The organism is Pararoseomonas baculiformis (genome assembly GCF_017813395.1).
GTDB classification, from domain to species: Bacteria; Pseudomonadota; Alphaproteobacteria; order Acetobacterales; family Acetobacteraceae; genus Roseomonas; species Roseomonas baculiformis.
In genome coordinates this window covers 73861-90260 of record NZ_JAGIZB010000005.1, presented here as the reverse complement: position 1 = coordinate 90260, position 16400 = coordinate 73861, and the positions used below count along the sequence as shown (strand labels likewise).

At 71.1% G+C, this 16400-nt stretch carries 14 protein-coding genes; 11 read left to right on the top strand and 3 right to left on the bottom strand.

The genetic code is table 11. From position 1 onward, the window contains the following. Window positions 1-28: 28 nt before the first annotated feature. Genes J8J14_RS06555 through J8J14_RS06510 form a run of 10 tightly spaced genes read left to right on the top strand, consistent with a single transcriptional unit; the run spans window position 29 to window position 11285 of the window. Window positions 29-700, top strand: a complete 672-nt coding sequence (locus tag J8J14_RS06555) for a cytochrome c3 family protein (RefSeq protein ID WP_209378674.1) — start codon at window positions 29-31, stop codon at window positions 698-700. After that, window positions 697-3501 carry a 4Fe-4S dicluster domain-containing protein gene (locus tag J8J14_RS06550; protein WP_209378673.1) on the top strand — a complete coding sequence of 935 codons (2805 nt, stop codon included), beginning with the start codon at window positions 697-699 and terminating at the stop codon, window positions 3499-3501. The genes J8J14_RS06555 and J8J14_RS06550 overlap by 4 nt, the downstream gene beginning before the upstream one ends. Next, on the top strand, window positions 3498-4820 hold the full coding sequence (nrfD, locus tag J8J14_RS06545; RefSeq protein WP_209378672.1) for an NrfD/PsrC family molybdoenzyme membrane anchor subunit: 1323 nt from the start codon (window positions 3498-3500) through the stop codon (window positions 4818-4820). Before J8J14_RS06550 ends, nrfD begins: the two co-directional genes overlap by 4 nt. Continuing rightward, the gene (locus J8J14_RS06540; protein ID WP_209378671.1) at window positions 4817-5356 is read left to right on the top strand and encodes a DUF3341 domain-containing protein; all 540 of its coding nucleotides are present in this window, start codon (window positions 4817-4819) and stop codon (window positions 5354-5356) included. Before nrfD ends, J8J14_RS06540 begins: the two co-directional genes overlap by 4 nt. After that, the gene (locus J8J14_RS06535; protein ID WP_209378670.1) at window positions 5353-5766 is read left to right on the top strand and encodes a c-type cytochrome; all 414 of its coding nucleotides are present in this window, start codon (window positions 5353-5355) and stop codon (window positions 5764-5766) included. The genes J8J14_RS06540 and J8J14_RS06535 overlap by 4 nt, the downstream gene beginning before the upstream one ends. Beyond that, window positions 5763-6686: a hypothetical protein gene (locus J8J14_RS06530; RefSeq protein ID WP_209378669.1), complete on the top strand. Its 924-nt coding sequence runs from the start codon at window positions 5763-5765 to the stop codon at window positions 6684-6686. Before J8J14_RS06535 ends, J8J14_RS06530 begins: the two co-directional genes overlap by 4 nt. Window positions 6687-6719: 33 nt before the next feature. Next, a complete protein-coding gene (locus J8J14_RS06525) occupies window positions 6720-7442 on the top strand; it encodes a cytochrome c oxidase assembly protein (RefSeq protein ID WP_209378668.1) in 723 nt (240 codons plus the stop codon). After that, entirely contained in the window at window positions 7439-8419 is a 981-nt protein-coding gene (coxB, locus tag J8J14_RS06520; protein WP_209378667.1) for a cytochrome c oxidase subunit II, read from the top strand. The genes J8J14_RS06525 and coxB overlap by 4 nt, the downstream gene beginning before the upstream one ends. Next, window positions 8416-10926 (top strand): cbb3-type cytochrome c oxidase subunit I, encoded by a 2511-nt coding sequence (locus tag J8J14_RS06515; protein ID WP_245215499.1) that lies wholly within the window; start codon window positions 8416-8418, stop codon window positions 10924-10926. The genes coxB and J8J14_RS06515 overlap by 4 nt, the downstream gene beginning before the upstream one ends. Then, window positions 10923-11285, top strand: a complete 363-nt coding sequence (locus J8J14_RS06510; RefSeq protein WP_209378666.1) for a hypothetical protein — start codon at window positions 10923-10925, stop codon at window positions 11283-11285. Before J8J14_RS06515 ends, J8J14_RS06510 begins: the two co-directional genes overlap by 4 nt. Window positions 11286-11315: 30 nt before the next feature. On the opposite strand, the gene J8J14_RS06505 is transcribed toward J8J14_RS06510, so the two are convergent. The 3 genes from J8J14_RS06505 to J8J14_RS06495 all read right to left on the bottom strand — a co-directional run bounded on the left by J8J14_RS06505 (window position 11316) and on the right by J8J14_RS06495 (window position 14384). Further along, a complete protein-coding gene (locus tag J8J14_RS06505) occupies window positions 11316-11693 on the bottom strand; it encodes a c-type cytochrome (protein ID WP_209378665.1) in 378 nt (125 codons plus the stop codon). A 138-nt stretch (window positions 11694-11831) separates the two neighbouring features. Beyond that, entirely contained in the window at window positions 11832-13430 is a 1599-nt protein-coding gene (locus J8J14_RS06500; protein ID WP_209378664.1) for a M20/M25/M40 family metallo-hydrolase, read from the bottom strand. Between the two features lie 84 nt (window positions 13431-13514). Then, window positions 13515-14384 (bottom strand): DUF4189 domain-containing protein, encoded by an 870-nt coding sequence (locus J8J14_RS06495; protein WP_209378663.1) that lies wholly within the window; start codon window positions 14382-14384, stop codon window positions 13515-13517. Window positions 14385-14501: 117 nt separating this feature from the next. Between J8J14_RS06495 and J8J14_RS06490 the strand changes: the two genes are divergently transcribed. Beyond that, window positions 14502-16370, top strand: a complete 1869-nt coding sequence (locus J8J14_RS06490) for a transglycosylase domain-containing protein (RefSeq protein ID WP_209378662.1) — start codon at window positions 14502-14504, stop codon at window positions 16368-16370. Window positions 16371-16400: the final 30 nt, after the last annotated feature.

Below are 16400 nucleotides of genomic sequence, written 5' to 3'. Positions count from 1 at the left end.
TGCGGCTCCTGCCGGACCAGGGAGCAGGATGGCCCAGATCTTCACACCACGGGCCGATGCCCGTCTGCGTCTCGCCCTTATCGTCGGGGCCGGCCTGGTCATCCTGATCGGGGCGTCCGCTTTTGCCTGGGTTCGTTCCGGCACGGCCTGGGCGGTGGGCGAACCCGCGCCACAGCCGATTCCCTTCAGCCACGCGGTGCATGCCGGCGGGCTCGGGCTGGATTGCCGCTTCTGCCATGCGGGGGTGGAGCGGATGGCGGGTGCGGGCATGCCCAGCGCCGAGACCTGCCTTGGCTGCCATGACCGGGTGTGGAACGTCACGGCGCAATTCGCGCCCTTGCGGGCGGCCCTCGCGCGCGGCGCGCCGGTGCAATGGTCCTCGGTCAGCCGCCTGCCGGACCATGCGCGCTTCGATCACTCGGCCCATACCCAGGCCGGCGTTGCCTGCTCGACCTGCCACGGAGAGGTGCAGGAGATGCCGCGCACGGTGAAGGCCGAGACGCTCAACATGGGCTTCTGCCTGGACTGCCACCGCGACCCGGCCCCGAACCAGCGGCCCGCCGCGGCCGTGATGGCGCGGGACTACGTGCCCACGGATGGCACCCGCGATCTTCGCCCCTATGGCCTGCAGGTGCAGCGCTACGAGCATTTCGGCGTGGAGGTTTCCCCGATGACGCGCTGCTCGACCTGCCATCAATGAGCACATCCCTCCCGCCCCGGCACGGCCCCGATCCCGCGCCCGAGCCGCCCCAGCCCGCAGCCCTGGCGCCGGCGCCCCACAATGCCGTGGAGCGCCGCGACGCATTGAAGCTGATGGGAGCCTCCCTGGCCCTTGCCGCCGTCGCGGGCTGCGACGAGGCGCAGGAGCATGGCCATCCGCTCTACGCACCGGCCCGGGCCGCGCATGCCGAGGTTTCCGACGCCGAATATGCCACCGTCCTGGAGCTGGACGGGCTGTCCCGCGGCGTGTTCGTCCGCACCCGCAACGGCCATGCCGTGAAGGTGCAGGGAAATCCGCGCCACCCCGCCAGCCTGGGCGCGACCGACGTGTTCGCCGAAGCGTCCGTGCTGTCGCTGCACGACCCCAACCGCTCCCGCCGCATCCGCAGGGACGGGCGCCCGGTTCCGCCGGCGATGCTGGATGCCGCGATGGAAAGGCTCCGCGCCGATCTCTCGGCCAGGGGCGGGCAGGGGCTGCGGATCCTCACCGGCCCGGTATCCTCCCCCACGATCGGCCGGGTCATGGGCGCGGTCCTCGCGGCGTTTCCGGAAGCCCGCTGGCACCAGCACGACCCGCTGTCGGATGATGCCGCGCTGGAGGCCGCCATGCGCGCCTATGACCAGCCGCTCATCTCCGTGCCCGATCCCGGGCGCGCAGGGGCCATTCTCTGCATCGGCGCGGATCTGCTGGGCCAGGCGCCCGGGCATCTCCGCCACGCCCGCGAATGGATCAACGCGCGCGAGGCCGGGCGGGCCCCGCGCCTTATCGTCGCCGAAGCCACGCCCAGCATCACCGGGGCACGGGCTGATCTCCGCATTCCCCTCCACCCCGCGGAAGCGGAGCCCTTCGCGCGCGCGGTGGCCGCGGCCCTGGGCGTGGAAGGGCTGGCGGCCCGCGCGGAGCACCCGGCGGCCGGGGATGTCGCCGCCCTTCTCAGGGCCTCACCCGGTGCTGTGGTCGTGGCCGGGCTCGGCCAGGGGGCGGCGGTTCACGCCCTGGCCCATGCCATGAACGCCCATCTGGGCGCTGCCCGGCGCCTGCTGCCGCACCCGCTGGTGCGGCCCGAGCCCATGGCTGCTTCCCTCGTGGAACTCGCGGCCGACATGGCGGCGGGGCGCGTCACGCATCTTCTCATGCTCGGGACCAACCCCGCCTATGACGCACCGGCGGCCCTCGGCTTCGCGGAGGCCCTGCGGGACCTGCCCTTCACCCTTCATCTCGGCTTCCGGCAGGATGAGACGGCCCGGCTCTGCCACTGGCACCTGCCCCAGCCGCATCCGCTGGAGGCCTGGGGTGACTCCCGTGCCTTCGACGGCACCCCGGCTATCCGGCAACCCGCCACCGCCACCCTCGCCGAGGAAGCGCGGGGTGAGGTGGAGCTTCTCTCCGCCCTGCTGGGCGCGCCCCTGGGTGCCTACCAGGCCGTCCAGGAAACCTGGCGCGAGACCTGGGGCGAAGCCTCCTTCCCCGCGCGCTGGGCGGCCGCGCTGGAGGAGGGCCTGGCCGGGGAGGCGCCGCCTCCGCTCGACCTCTCCCTCCGGCCGGGCTGGGACCGGCCTTCCCCCCCGATGCCGGCCGGGATGGCGGCTGTCTTCGCCCCGGACCCCCACATACGGGCCGGGCAGGAGGCGCATGACGCCTGGCTGCAGGAAATGCCGCGCCCCCTGACGAAGATCACCTGGGGCAATGCCGCGCTGATGGCCCCGGCGATGATGGTGGAGCTGGGCCTGGCGCCCGGCGATGAGGTGGAACTCGAACTGGGCGGGCGCCGGGTCCTGGCGCCGTGCTGGCCCCTGCCGGGGCATGCGGCGGGCTGCGTGACCCTGCCCCTTGGCAGTGGCCGCCGCGCAGGCGGGCCGGTCGGGGAGGGGAGGGGCTTCGATGCCTATGTCCTGCGCCCGGCCGATGGCGCCTGGTCCGCGCCGGGCCTGTCCTTCCGCCCCACCGGGCGGAACCGCCCGCCGATCACTACGGATTCCCACCATCGCCTCGACCCGGTCGAGGCGATCCGCAGCGTCCTGCCCGGGGAAGTCCTGCCCCAGCCGGAGCGCGATGCTTCCCTGTACCGGGACTGGCCCTATCCCGGCCATGCCTGGGGCATGGCGATCGACATCGACGCCTGCATCGGCTGCAACGCCTGCGCCATGGCCTGCCAGGCGGAGAACAACGTGCCCGTCGTCGGGCCGCTCGCCGTCCAGCAGGGGCGCGAGATGCACTGGCTGCGGGTGGACCGCTACCACCACGGCGTGGACGAGAATCCCGGCGCCAGCTTCCAGCCCGTGCCCTGCATGCATTGCGAGCAGGCGCCCTGCGAGCCCGTCTGCCCGGTCAACGCGACGCTGCACGACCATGAGGGGCTGAACCTCATGGTCTATCCGCGCTGCGTCGGCACGCGCACCTGCTCCAACAACTGCCCCTACAAGGTGCGCCGCTTCAACTGGGCGGATCACCGGCGGCTGCTCGATACGCCCGCGCGGAATCCCGATGTCACGCTGCGGACGCGCGGTGTGATGGAGAAATGCACCTACTGCATCCAGCGGATCACCACCGCGCGCAGCCAGGCATCCACCGAGGGGCGCCCCCTGCGCGACGGCGAGGTGGAAACCGCGTGCCAGCGCGCCTGCCCGACCCGCGCGATCACCTTCGGGGACATCAACGACCCTGACAGCGCCGTCTCCCGCGCGAAGCGGAACGGCCGGCACTATGCCCTGCTCGGCCAGCTCGGCACGCGGCCGCGCACCACCTATCTCGCGCGCGTGCGGACCGAGGTCGGGTCGTGAGCGATATCACCGTCCCTGTCGCGGAAGCCGCGCTCCGCCCGGGCGCCTGGAGCTTCCGCCTTTCCGTGGCCGCCTGCGCCATGGGGATCATCGTGCTCGCCGCGTCCGTCGCCGCGGTGCTGGTCTGGGGTGTCGGGGTATGGGGGAACAACATTCCCCATGTCTGGGGCTTCGACCTGATTGCCTATGCCTGGTGGATCGGGATCGCGAACGCCGCCAGTCTTTTCGCCTCCATCCTCGTGCTCCGGCGGCACGGGCTGCGCACGGCCGTGAACCGCTTCGCGGAAGCCGCGGCCCTGGCCGCCATCCTGGCGGCCGGCTTCTACCCCATCCTGCATCTCGGCCGGGCCTGGCTCTTCTACTGGACCCTTTCCTATCCCTCCTACACCGGCCTCTGGCCCCAGTTCGGCAGCGCCCTGGTCTGGGATTTCTGGGGGATCATGTCGCATATCATCGTGACATCCCTCTTCTGGTATATCGGCCTCATCCCTGACCTCGCGACCATGCGGGACCGCGCTGCCATGGCCGGGCGGACAACCCTGGCGCGCGCCTATGGGCTGCTGGCCCTGGGCTGGCGCGGATCGGTCGCCCATTGGCATCGGCACCAGGCGGCCTACCGCATGGTCGCGGCCCTGGTGCTGCCGCTGCTGCTCTGGGCGCAGACCGTGGTCGCGCTCGAATTCGCCACCACGGTCGTGCCGGCCTGGCACCAGGCGCGGCTGCCCCTGCATGTCATCGTCACCGGCCTGCCCTCCGGCCTCGGGATCGTGCTGGCGCTCGCGGCCGTGCTGCGCGTCGCGCTCTCGCTGGAGCGCTTCATCGATGACAAGGACATGGACCTGCTGGGCCAGCTCGTCGCCTGCGCGGCGCTGGCGGCCGGGCTCGCCTATGCGCATGAGCTGCTGGTCGGCTTCCTGGAGGAGGACCCGACGACCCGCGCGGCGCTGGCCGCCCGTGTCCTTGGCGATGGGGCCACTGCCTATTGGGGCGCGGTGCTGCTCGTCGCCCTGCTGCCGCAGCTTCTCTGGAGCGCGACGCTGCGGCGCCATGCCCTGGCGACCGTGCCGATCGGGCTCCTCGCCGCGGCCGGAGTGTGGCTGGACCGCTGGTCGATCGTGGTGGACGGGCTGCTGCGCCCCCATCTGCCGAGCATGAGCCGGGGCTACTCGCCAAGCCTCGCCGAATGGGGCCTGCTGGGCGGCACCATCGCCCTGTTCGGCCTGGTCCTGCTGTTGTTCGGCCGCGTCATCCCCGCCGTCTCCATGTACGAGACGCGCCATGAGGAGAGCGAGGCCGAGGCGGAGGAGGAGGAGCGATGAGCCATCCCCCCGCCTTCGGTATCATGGCCGAATTCACCGAGGGCGATGCCCTGACCGGCGCCGTCCGCGCCGCACGCGCCGCCGGCTGGACGAGGCTGGAGGCCTATTCTCCCTATCCCTTGCCGGAAGCGGCTGAGGCCCTGGGGGTGAGTGCTGCTCCGGTGGGTTATATCGCCCTGGCAGCAGGCGCCGTCGGGGCTGCCATTTCGGCCGGTGCGGCATGGTATGTCTCGGTCCACCTCTATCCCGTGAATGTCGGTGGGCGCCCGCCGAATGCCTGGCCGGTCTTCATGCCCACCACCTATCTCGTGGGCATTCTCTGGGCCTGCGCGGCAGCCCTGATCGGCATGCTGACGCTGAACCGCCTGCCCCGGCTGAACCACCCCGCCTTCTTCGCCCGCGGGTTCAACCGGGCCACGGAGGATCGCTTCTTCCTGTTCCTCTCCGTGGAAGATCCGCTCTACGAGGCGGATGAGGCGTCGCACTTCCTTCGCTCCCTGTCGCCGCTCCGCGTGACGGAGGTGCGGAGCACATGAAGCGGCTCCTCCTGCTGCTCCTGCTTGCGGGGTGCGACGGTTGGCCGGAGAGCCCGAAGCCGCCGCCCCCGGTTCCGCCGCCCGAGGGCGCGGTGCCGCTGGGCGCGGCCGCAAGGCAGGCCGCCCTTGCTCCGCCCGGCCCGGTGGTGGATGCCGCCCTGCTGGCCCAGGGGCAGGAGCGCTACGCCATCTACTGCACGCCCTGCCATGGCCCGAGGGGGATGGGAGACAGCGTGGTGGTCTCGCGCGGCCATCCGCCCATTCCGCCCCTGCCGGCCGATCCCGCGCGCAGCATGGAGGTGATCGCCGGGAACCATCTCGGCGCGCATCCCATGTCCGACCGGCTGGACCCGCGCCAGCGCTGGGCCGTCGCACGCTATGTGGAAAGGCTGATGGGGGGCGCGCCATGACGCCTTTCGCCGAGGCCTGGCTGCTCGCCTTCACCATCGCCGCCACGCTGGGGGCGGGAGCGCTGGCGGTGCTTTCCGTGGGAATCCTGCTGCAGGAACGCTGGGTCGAGCCCCTCGCGCCCATCTTCTTCCGGGCGGGGCGTGCCATGCCGGCCCTCATCCTGCTCGCGCTACCCCTCTATTTCCTTTCGGGCACACTTTATCCCTGGGCAGAGGGCAGGGCGGCGCCGGTCATGCTCGGCGGCGGTTTGGGGATCCTCCTGCTCTGGGCCGTGCTGGGCCACCTTCTCACACGCCCGGCGCCGACGCGCCGCATGGCGGGGATCGCGCTCCTCCTGCTCGTGCTGTCCGGGGCCATAGGGTTCGAGGACCTGGCACTGTCCCGGGACATGGGCTGGGTGGGCAGCCTCAACGGGCTGGCGATGCTGGTCGGGGGTGGGGCGGCGTTCCTGGGCCTTGCCGTTCTGATCCACGGGCCGCTTGAGGATCCGGATGAGCGGACCGGGATGGAGCGTGCGCTCCTGACCTCCGCGGTCTTCGCCCTCTGGCTGCTCTTCGTACCCTTCGTGACCGTCTGGGCGGCGGACCTGCCGGTGGAGGCTGCCTGGTATCTCCGGCGGCAGCAGGGCTTCTGGCACTGGCTGACGCTCGGGATCATCCTGCCCGCCCTTGTCGGCAGCATCGTCCTCGCGGCCGTGCCGCAATGGGGGCCAAGGCGCATGCGGCTGGTCTGCGCGCTCCTGCTTGTCCAGCACGTCGCGCTGGTGCTCTGGACCGTCCGGCCCGACGCGCCCCTGGCGCCCGGGGCGGCCCATGGCAGCCCGTACCTATGGGCGGACGTGATTGTGATCGGAGCGATAGGGCTTCTGCTGTTTTTCACGGCCCGCCTGGCAGGGCGTGCGGACAGGCAATCTGTATGATCGTTCATGTCTGAGCACTGGAGGGAGCCACGCATGACCGGAAGCGATGCCGTGCCCTTCTGCGGCCTGCCCCCTCTGCCGGGGGACTGGGCCTGGAACCTCGATCCGCTGCTTCTGGCCATCCTGGCCGGCGGCCTTGCCCTGGGTTGGCGGGCCGGAGGGAACCGGCCTCTGTTCCTGGCGGGCTGGGCCTTGCTGGCCCTCGCCCTTGTGTCGCCGCTCTGCAGCCTTGCCGTCGCGCTGTTCTCGGTGCGGGTGGGGCAGCACCTCATCCTGATGCTGGTGGCGGCGCCCCTCCTTGCCATGGGGCTGCGCCCGCGCACCGCCGCGCCGGCGGAGCTGGCGGGCTCGGCTGCTGTCTTCGCGGTCATCCTGTGGTTCTGGCACCTGCCCGCGCCCTATGCCTGGACCTTCGTCTCGGACGGCGCCTGGTGGGCGATGCACGCCTCCCTGTTCGCGAGCGCCGTGTGGCTGTGGCACGGGGCCATGCGGGCCAGCCGCGCCGATGCCGCCCTGCTCTCGGGCCTGGCCACGGCAGCCCAGATGGGGGCGCTGGGCGCCTTCCTCACCTTCGCGCCGCGCCCGCTTTTCGCCCCGCATGCGCTGAGCACCCTTCCCTGGGGGCTGACGCCGCTGGAAGACCAGCAGCTCGGGGGGCTGCTGATGTGGGTGCCCGGCGGTACCGCCTTCGCGGCCCTGGCCCTTTTCGCGCTGTCCCGTGCCCTTGGCGCCATGCCGGACCGGCTGAAGACGTGAGACGGCTCCTTCCGCTTCTGGCGCTGCTTCCGGCGCTCGCCGGCTGCTCGGGCATACAGACGCCGCTGGATGCCTGGGGCATCCAGGCTGCCCGGGTCGCCACGCTGAGCCATGTGCTGTTCTGGGGCGGGGCGGTGATCTTCCTGATCACCATGGGCTTCCTCACCCTCGCCATCCTCGCGCCGCACGGTGTGCGTAGGGCCATGGCATCCCACCGCTTCGTCATCGGGGCCGGGATCCTTTTTCCCGTGACAGTACTGACGACACTGCTGGTCTACTCTCTCGGGCTATCCCGGGCGCTGACCATGCCCATGTCCGAGGAGCCGCTGCGCATCGAGATCATCGGCCGGCAATACTGGTGGGAGATGCGCTACCTCGACCTGGGGGAGGGCGCGGTGACGGCCAATGCGCTGCATCTTCCGCGCGGACGAGAGGTGGAGCTGCACCTTACCTCCGGGGATGTCATCCACAGCGTCTGGGTGCCGAACCTGCACGGCAAGATGGACATGATCCCCGGGCGCGTGAACCGCCAGCGCCTGCGCGCCGATCGCGTGGGCACGCTGCGCGGCCAATGCACCGAGTTCTGCGGGCTCCAGCACACCCTCATGGCCTTCGATGTGGTGGTGCAGGAGCCGGAGGAGTTCGATGCCTGGATCGCGCGGCAGCGCGCGCCCGTGCCCGAACCGCAGACGGATGAACTGCGCCGCGGCATGCAGGTTTTCGGAGAGGCCGGATGCGGCGCCTGCCATGCGGTGCGGGGCACGCCATGGAATGCCCGGATCGCGCCGGATCTCTCCCGCGTCGGCTCCCGCGCCACCCTGGCGGCGGGCGCGCTGCCGAACACGCATGGCAACCTTGCCGGCTGGATCGCGGCACCGCAGGACATCAAGCCCGGCAATGCCATGCCCGCCTATGCCCGTTCGCTGGAGGGTTCAGACCTGCTCGCCCTTGCCTCCTGGCTGGAATCCCTGCGTTGAGCGACCTGCCGAACACGCTGCCGCGCCCGCCGGAGGAATTGGGACGGCTCACGAACGCCTGGGCTTTCCCGCGCGGCTTCTCGGTGATCACCGAGGTCAACAACAACCTGATCGGGCCGCTCTTCGTCGCGACCGCGCTCGTCTTCCTGCTGCTGGCCGGGCTGCTGGGCGTGCTCATCCGGCTGCAGCTGGCCGTGCCGGGCCTGACGATCCTGGACCCCGACACATACAACCAGGTCTTCACCACCCACGGCACGATCATGATGTTCCTTTTCTCCGTGCCGGTGGTGGAGGCGGTGGGCATTGCCCTGCTGCCCGCCATGCTCGGCGCGCGGGAAATGCCGATGCCGCGGCTCGGTGCCTATGCCTATTGGATCTACCTGATCGGCGGCACGGCCTTCTTCTGCTCCCTCTTCTTCGGCGCGGCGCCGGATGGGGGGTGGTTCATGTATCCGCCGCTGACGGGCAAGGCGCATTCGCCCGGCATCAACACGGACATGTACCTGCTGGGCATCGGCTTCATCGAGATCAGCGCCATTGCGGGCGCGATCGAGCTGATCACGGGCATCCTGCGCTGCCGCGCGCCGGGCATGACGCTGGGGCGCATGCCGATCTTCGGCTGGGCCATGCTTGTCTTCGCCGGGATGGTGATCTTCGCCTTCCCCGCCGTGATCGTCGCCTCCACGCTGCTGGAGCTGGAGCGCGCCTTCGACTGGCCCTTCTTCATTCCCGAACGGGGCGGCGACCCGCTGCTCTGGCAGCACCTGTTCTGGTTCTTCGGCCACCCGGAGGTCTACATCATCTTCCTTCCCGCCGCCGGCATGGTCTCCATGATCGTGCCGGCCATGGCGCGGGCGCCGCTGCTTGCCCATTCGCTGGTGGTGCTGGCACTGGTGGCGACGGCCTTCCTCTCCTTCGGCCTCTGGGTGCACCATATGTACACCACGGGAATCCCTGGGCTGAGCCTCGCCTTCTTCGCTTCGGCCGGGTTTGTCGTCTCCATCCCTTCGGGCCTGCAGGTCTTCGCCTGGATCGGCACCCTGGCATCGGGCAAGAAGGTTCAGATCGCGACGCCGACCCTCTTTATCTTCGGGTTCCTGTTCATCTTCTCCCTGGGTGGCCTGACCGGCGTGATGGTGTCCGTCACGCCCTTCGACTGGCAGGCGCATGACACCTATTTCATCGTCGCCCATCTGCACTACGTGCTGATCGGGGGCATGGTCTTTCCCGTGCTGGCGGCGCTCTACTACTGGGCGCCCTGCGTCGGTGCGCCTTTGTCGGAGCGCCTCGGGAAATGGGTTTTCGGGCTCCTGTTCCTCGGCGTGAACCTCACCTTCTTCCCGATGCACTTCGCGGGCTTCATGGGCATGCCGCGGCGCATCTACACCTATCCGGCCGGCATGGGGCTGGAGATCCCGAACATGCTCTCCACCATCGGCGCGCTCATCGCCCTGGCCGGGGGGCTGCTGCTCTTCTTCGATCTCCTGAGGAACTTCCGCCCGCAGAACGGGGGCGGCAATCACTGGGGAGCCGGCACGCTGGAATGGCTGCCCAACTACAATTACGGCCCACGCAGCCTGCCGGCCGCCCATAGCCGCTACCCGCTCTGGGACCGTCCTGGCCTGGCGGATGAGGTGGAGGCGGGCGGCCACTACCTGCCCTCCACCATCACGGGCCTTCGGGAGGGACTGGTCGTCAGCCCGTCCGAGGGCACTCCCCAATATGTCGCGGTCCTGCCGGGACCCAGTTGGGCCCACCTCGTCGCGGCGGTCGGGACGGCTGGCTTCTTCCTCGTCCTGACGGTGGAATGGGTGGTGCCCGCGGCGGCCTTCGCGGCGCTTGCCCTCGCTGCCTTCATACGCTGGCTCTGGACCGGAACGGATTACGGGGTGATCGGCTCCGGGCAGGGCCATATCGGCGGCGGGATCGTGCTCCCGACCTATGTCACGGGGCCCATGGCCACCTCCTGGTGGGCCATGTCCGCGCTGATGCTCGTGATGGGATCTGCCTATGCCTGCCTGATCGGAAGCTACCTCTATCTCTGGCTCGTGAATGGCGACGGCATGTGGCCGCCGGCCGGCATGGGGCTGCCCCTGCTGGAATGGGGCGGGGCCGCCCTGCTGCTCTATCTCGGCGGCGGCGCGGTGATGCTTCTGGCCGGTGCCATGCTGCGGCGCCGGGGCGTCCTGCCCTTCTGGGGGATGCCTCTCGCGCTGCTCTTGTTCGGTGCCGGATACTTCGCCGATTATTCCGCGCTCTGGGGAGCGGGGCTGAGGCCGTCGCAGCATGCCTATTCGGCCGCCTGCTACGCGATGTTCTTCTGGCAGGGCGTGCACATCGCAGTGGCCTTCATCATGGCTCTCTACACCCAGGCACGCTCCTGGGCGGGCATGATCGACGGCACGCGCCGCCTGACCTTCGACAACACCATGCTCTTCTGGCTCTACACGGCCGGGCAGGGGGCGGTGGGGATCGTGCTGCTGCACGGCTTCCCGCGGCTGCTATGAGCAAGGCGGCCGCCTCCGTCGCCCGCGCGGTGGCCTGGCCCGCGGCCGGGCTGGGCGTGTGGGCCGCCCATTTCGGGGCGATCTACGCGATCCACGCCTTCGCCTGCGAGCGTGGCTTTGCCGGTGAGCAGCTGTTCGGCATTCCCTGGGTCATGGCAATGATCCTGGGGGTGACGATCCTCGCCCTGCTGATGCTGGGCCTGCTTTTCTGGCTCGGCTACCCGGGCGGCGCCCTGACCCAGGGCGGGGAGGCGGAGCCACGCTTCACGCTGTGGTTCGGCGCCATCGCCTGCGTTGTCTCGGCCTTCGCCGTTGTGTTCCAGGCCGCCCCCGCGATGGTACTGCCACCCTGCTCCTGAGGCGCGCGGGCTCGCGGTTGGGAGGGCGGATCAGGCGCGCGGCCGGATCCGGGGCTCCTCCCTTTGCCCGGCCTGATCCGGGCCGAGCGGGATGCCGGCCGGGACAGGGGGCAGGCGCTCCGCTCCAAGGGTGAAAAGATAGGCGGCGGCGTCCCGCGCCTCCGTCTCGGTCAGGCCGAGATTGGGCATGGCGCTGCCGGGTGAGATCGCCTGAGGGTTCTGGAGCCAGGCGACCAGGTTCTCCGGCGAATTCGGCAGATGCCCCGCCAGATAGCCCCGGCGGGACCATTCCATGAGCGGGGGGCCGGCCCAGGAGACCGCGCCGCGCACGCCCGGAATCACATGGCAGGCGCCGCAGCCATAGTTCAGCGCCACGAGGCGCCCGCGCTCGGAATCGCCCCCCGCCACCCGGAGCTGGGCGGGCGGCTGGCTGTCGCAGGCCGCCAGGAGGCCGAGGAGAAAAACGGCAGGGGAGGCGCGGATAGGGAGGGCCTCCTCTCGGGTTGCACCGCCCGGCGAACGCGGCTTCGCCGGGCGGGGTTGCGTTCAGATCGGCTCGCCGGCGCCGGTGCCGTGATGCGGGGTCGGAAAGGTCCACTCCTCCCCGCGTGCCGTCGTGACATATTCCGGCCAGCGCAGGTCCACGGGCGGGTCGAAATCGGCCGGAAGCAGGGGGCCGACCCATTCCGTGCCGCCCACGCCGCCGCCGGTCCGCTCCCGGAACTCCGCCTGGCAGGCCTCCAGCGCGCCCGGCTTCACCGCCAGGTCCACCATGGTGAGCGCCATGGTCCTGCCCGCGACGAACATGCCCGGGTCCACCACCGCCGGCAGGCCGCCCAGCGCCAGATAGGCCCAGTTGGGATAGGCATAGCCGGGCGAGGGCGGCTGCAGCCGCGGGCGCGCCGCGAGCAGCCGCACCGTCGGGCAGTGCCAGGAATATTCGACATAGTCGTCGGCGCTGAGATGGGTCTGCCAGCCCGCCAGGGTCCGCCGCAGCCCGGCGTCGTTCTCGGCCGGGGTTGTCAGCCTGGTCACGCTGGGAATGAAGGGGTTCTCCATCGGCTCCAGGCCAAGGTTCTTCTGGATCTCCCGGCCGAAGGCCAGCGCCTCCTCGCCATAGGCCGGGGCGCCCACCTCCTGGAGGTTCGCCCAGGTCAGCTCCGTCAACGCCGTGTTGGGCAGGCCCACCCTGGTCTTCGTCACCCAGCGGACATGGGCCCGGCAGCCCGTCGCCATGGCCGCGGATTTTGCGTTATTCGCCAGCACGCGCCAGATCTGCTCCTGGATCGCCAGGGAGGAGGAGCGCCAGGAATACTGGATCTGGCTGAAGCGCGGCGCGAGATTGTCGGAGGTGGCGCCGGCATCGCCCAGCACGAACTCGTTCAGCGTCCAGGACCCGCTATGCGGGAACATCGCCTCCTTCGTGTATTTCGTCGTCGTGTACATCAGGCACATCGCGTCCAGCGCGCCGGGGGCACGGGCCACGGCATGCGCCGCCTGGGTCGGCATGAGGGAGGGGTCCACCCAGGTTTCGGGCGCCGGCGCCTCGAAGGTGATCACGGCGCTCCAATAGGCGCCGAAATGGATCTCGCCGGTCACCGTGTTGCTGGGCCAGGGATGCCAGACCACGGCGGCGTCCAGCCCGTCGAAATATCCCTTGGCGGCATGGATGGGCTTGGAGCCGCAGACCTTCTCCGCGGGTTCGCCGAAGAGCTTCAGCGTGGCATTCACCCCGTGCTTCTCGAAGGCCGCCCTGGTTGCCAGCATCGCCGTCAGCGAGGCCGTGCCCAGCACCGAATGCGGATCGGTATGCCCGGCCGCATAGGGGTGCAGCCCGGCCCGGGGCGCCTCATAGGGCACCACCTGCTGCGAGTTGCCGGGCACGGCATCGTATTCCGAGAAACCGGCCAGCACCGGCCCGCCATGGCCCCAATGCGCGGCGAAGGCGGTGGGCATCCCGCCCGAGCCTTCCTCCACCGTGAAGCCTTCCTCGCGCAGGATCTCGGCATAGGCCTTGAGGGAGCGGTACTCGCGCCAGGCCGGCTCGGCATAGCCCCAGATGCGCTCGTTGAACGCGGAAAGGCGCGCCTCATTCGCGGTGATCCAGTCCAGCGCGGACTGGCGGATCGCTTGCGGGTCACTCATCGCGTCGGAACACTCCCCAAGGCGCGCCACGCCGGCGCGAACGGGAAGCCTAGGTCGGATCGGGCGGGGCGGGAATCCCGTGGATCAGCCGGCGCAGCGCGCCTCGGTCACCTGGCACACCAGGCCCCGGCCGCGCTGCGCGCAGGCGGCGCGGGCCTCGCGCTCCGCGTCCTCACGGGTCGCTCCGGTGCCGATGGTCGCGGCCATCACGGTGTAGGTGCTCGGATGCGCCGTCATCACCACCGCGCCGTTCGAGCGCAGGGCATGGGCCACGGCGGCGCAGCGCGCCGAGAAATCCGCGGCAAGGCGGCAGGCATTCCCGACACCGCCATGGCAGCTGCTCTCCGCCGAGCGATGCGCGCTTCCCCGGTCGGCGACCCCCACGGAAAGCCCATAGGCGCGGGACGGGGCCGCCGCGACATAGATGGCGCCGAATCCGCCGCGGGATGGCTGGGCGGCCGCTGCCGCAGGCGGGGAAGCCGCGGCCGCGCCGGGCATGGCGGCCTGTGCGGCGATCAGCGAACCGAACAGCGATGACGGTGCATTCGGAGCGGGGGGCACGGCCGGAGCGGGTGCGGGTGCCGGCGGCTGGGCGGATGCCACCGCCCCCCGTTCCGGCGCGGGCCGCCCCTGCCGCGCCGCGGCCTCGCGCTGCGGCGTGCGGGCGGCCTGCCTCCGGGCCTCCTGGGGCCGGGCAGCGGGCGCCTGGCGCCGGCTGTCGGGCAGGGCGGTCCAGGGCGTCTGCGGCGTGGGCATGGCCATGGTACCCGTGACATTCGCCTTGCCCAGCGCGGCAGTCCGGGCCGCGCAGCGGACCAGGCAGGACTGGACGGTGGCCGTGTTCTGCGCGCGCTCTGCGAAGAGCGCCGCGCATTCGATGCGGCACATCTGGCTGTCGGCCTGGGCCAGGGCGCCAGCAGGGGCGAGCAGGCCCGCCAGGAGAACGAGGCCCAAGCCCTGCCGGACCGGCGGCCGCCGCATCCTCTTCCCGTGCATCCTGCACCCCCGCTCACGCAACCGGTTCCCGCAGCAAGTGCAGGCATCACCGGTTCGTGCTACGCGGCATCTGCCATGCCCAGGGCTCCCATCGCAACCGCCGCGCGCAATGCCCCACCGCAGAGGAACGCCGGCCGCCGCCCTGCCAAGCGTGCCGAGGCCCAGCCGCCTGCCTTGCCCCAGGCAGCGCGCCGCCGGCGCCGCCTGGTTCGCCGGCTGGCCGCCTGGTCCCTCATGGCCGCGGTCTGGGGAAGCATCGCGCTGGGCATCCTCCTGCTGGCCTTCGCCTGGGACCTTCCAAGGCCTGGGGATGCGCTGGAGACCACACGCCGCCCCTCCGTCACGCTCGAGGCGGCGGATGGCCGGCTGCTCTCGACCAGCGGCGATCTCTATGGCGAGACGGTGCGCCTGCGGGATCTGCCGGTGCATCTGCCCACCGCGCTCCTCGCCATCGAGGACCGGCGCTTCCGCGACCATTTCGGCCTGGACCCTGTCGGGCTGCTGCGCGCGGCCTGGGTGAACATGACCACGGGGCGGGTGGCCCAGGGCGGCTCGACCCTGACCCAGCAGCTCGCCAAGAACCTGTTCCTGACGCCCGAGCGTTCGCTGCGCCGCAAGGTGCAGGAAGCCATGCTGGCCCTGTGGCTCGAGAGCCGCTTCACCAAGGACCAGTTGCTCGAGATCTACCTGAACCGGGTCTATCTCGGTGCCGGCGCCTTCGGGGTGGATGCCGCCGCGCGGCTCTATTTCGGCGTTCCCGCGCGCCGGCTGGCGGTCTGGCAATCGGCGGTTCTCGTCGGGCTGCCCCGCGCCCCGTCGCGGCTGAACCCCCGCGCCAACCCCACCGCGGCTGCGGAGCGCGGGGCGGAGGTCCTGCGCGCCATGGCGGCCACCGGCGCGCTCACCGATGCCCAGGCGCAGGCGGAAGCCGAGCGCATCGCCTTTCCCCCGCGCCCATCCCGCGATTCCGGATGGTTCGCGGACTGGGTGAATGACGACCTGGCCACCCGCTTCCCTGGCTCCGCCGACCTCACGCTCCGCACCACGCTCGACCTGCGCGTGCAGGCCATGGTGGAGGCGAAGCTGGAGGCGCTGCTCTCCGGCGCCGGTGCCGCGGCCGATGTCGGCCAGGGCGCTGTGGTGGTGATGGACGCCGCCACGGGCGCCGTGCGCGCCATGGCAGGCGGGCGCGACTACCGGCGGAGCAGCTTCAACCGGGCGGTCTCGGCACGGCGGCAGCCCGGCTCGGTCTTCAAGCCCTTCGTTTTCCTCGCCGCGCTGGAGCGCGGGCTGCACCCCGAATCCACCGTCTCCGACGCGCCGATCACCCTGGGGCGATGGTCCCCCGGCAACGGAAGCTGGCGCCCCCGCGGGGACCTGCCCCTGGAGGACGCCCTGGCGCACAGCGTGAACACCGCCGCGGTTCGCGTCCTCGCCCGCGCCGGCGGGGCGAGGGAGGCGGCCTCGGTCGCGCGGCGCCTCGGCCTCGCCGGTCCCTTCCCGAAGGATGCGACCATCGCCCTCGGCACCGGAGAGGCGAGCCTGCTGGAGCTGGTCGCAGCCTATGCGGCTTTCGCGAATGGCGGCATGAAGGTGGTGCCGCATGGCATCGCAGCCGCCCGGGCCGAGGGGCGGAGCCTGGCGCCGGGGAACCCGGCCCCGGCGCGCGTGGTTCAGCCGGATGATGCCCAGGCGATTCGCCGGATGATGGAGGCCGTGGTCTCCCGCGGCTCCGGCCGGGCCGCGGCCGTTCCAGGGCGCCCGGTTGCCGGGAAGACGGGGACCACGCAGGACTTCCGGGACGCCTGGTTCGTCGGCTTCTCCGGGGGCACCGTGATCGGCGTCTGGCTCGGCAATGACGACGCGACCCCGATGGACGATGTTCGCGGCGGCACCCTGCCGGCCCGCCTTTTCCACGACATTCTGGAGGCCATGCCCCGATGACCACCATCCGCCGCCCCGCCGGAAGTGCTG

Bases quoted from the DNA above. Each gene is read 5' to 3' on its own strand.
- J8J14_RS06555 (WP_209378674.1), top strand. From the start codon at position 29: ATGGCCCAGATCTTCACACCACGGGCCGATGCCCGTCTGCGTCTCGCC.
- J8J14_RS06550 (WP_209378673.1), top strand. From the start codon at position 697: ATGAGCACATCCCTCCCGCCCCGGCACGGCCCCGATCCCGCGCCCGAG.
- J8J14_RS06540 (WP_209378671.1), top strand. From the start codon at position 4,817: ATGAGCCATCCCCCCGCCTTCGGTATCATGGCCGAATTCACCGAGGGC.
- J8J14_RS06535 (WP_209378670.1), top strand. From the start codon at position 5,353: ATGAAGCGGCTCCTCCTGCTGCTCCTGCTTGCGGGGTGCGACGGTTGG.
- J8J14_RS06530 (WP_209378669.1), top strand. From the start codon at position 5,763: ATGACGCCTTTCGCCGAGGCCTGGCTGCTCGCCTTCACCATCGCCGCC.
- J8J14_RS06525 (WP_209378668.1), top strand. From the start codon at position 6,720: ATGACCGGAAGCGATGCCGTGCCCTTCTGCGGCCTGCCCCCTCTGCCG.
- J8J14_RS06510 (WP_209378666.1), top strand. From the start codon at position 10,923: ATGAGCAAGGCGGCCGCCTCCGTCGCCCGCGCGGTGGCCTGGCCCGCG.
- J8J14_RS06500 (WP_209378664.1), bottom strand. From the start codon at position 13,430: ATGAGTGACCCGCAAGCGATCCGCCAGTCCGCGCTGGACTGGATCACC.
- J8J14_RS06490 (WP_209378662.1), top strand. From the start codon at position 14,502: ATGCCCAGGGCTCCCATCGCAACCGCCGCGCGCAATGCCCCACCGCAG.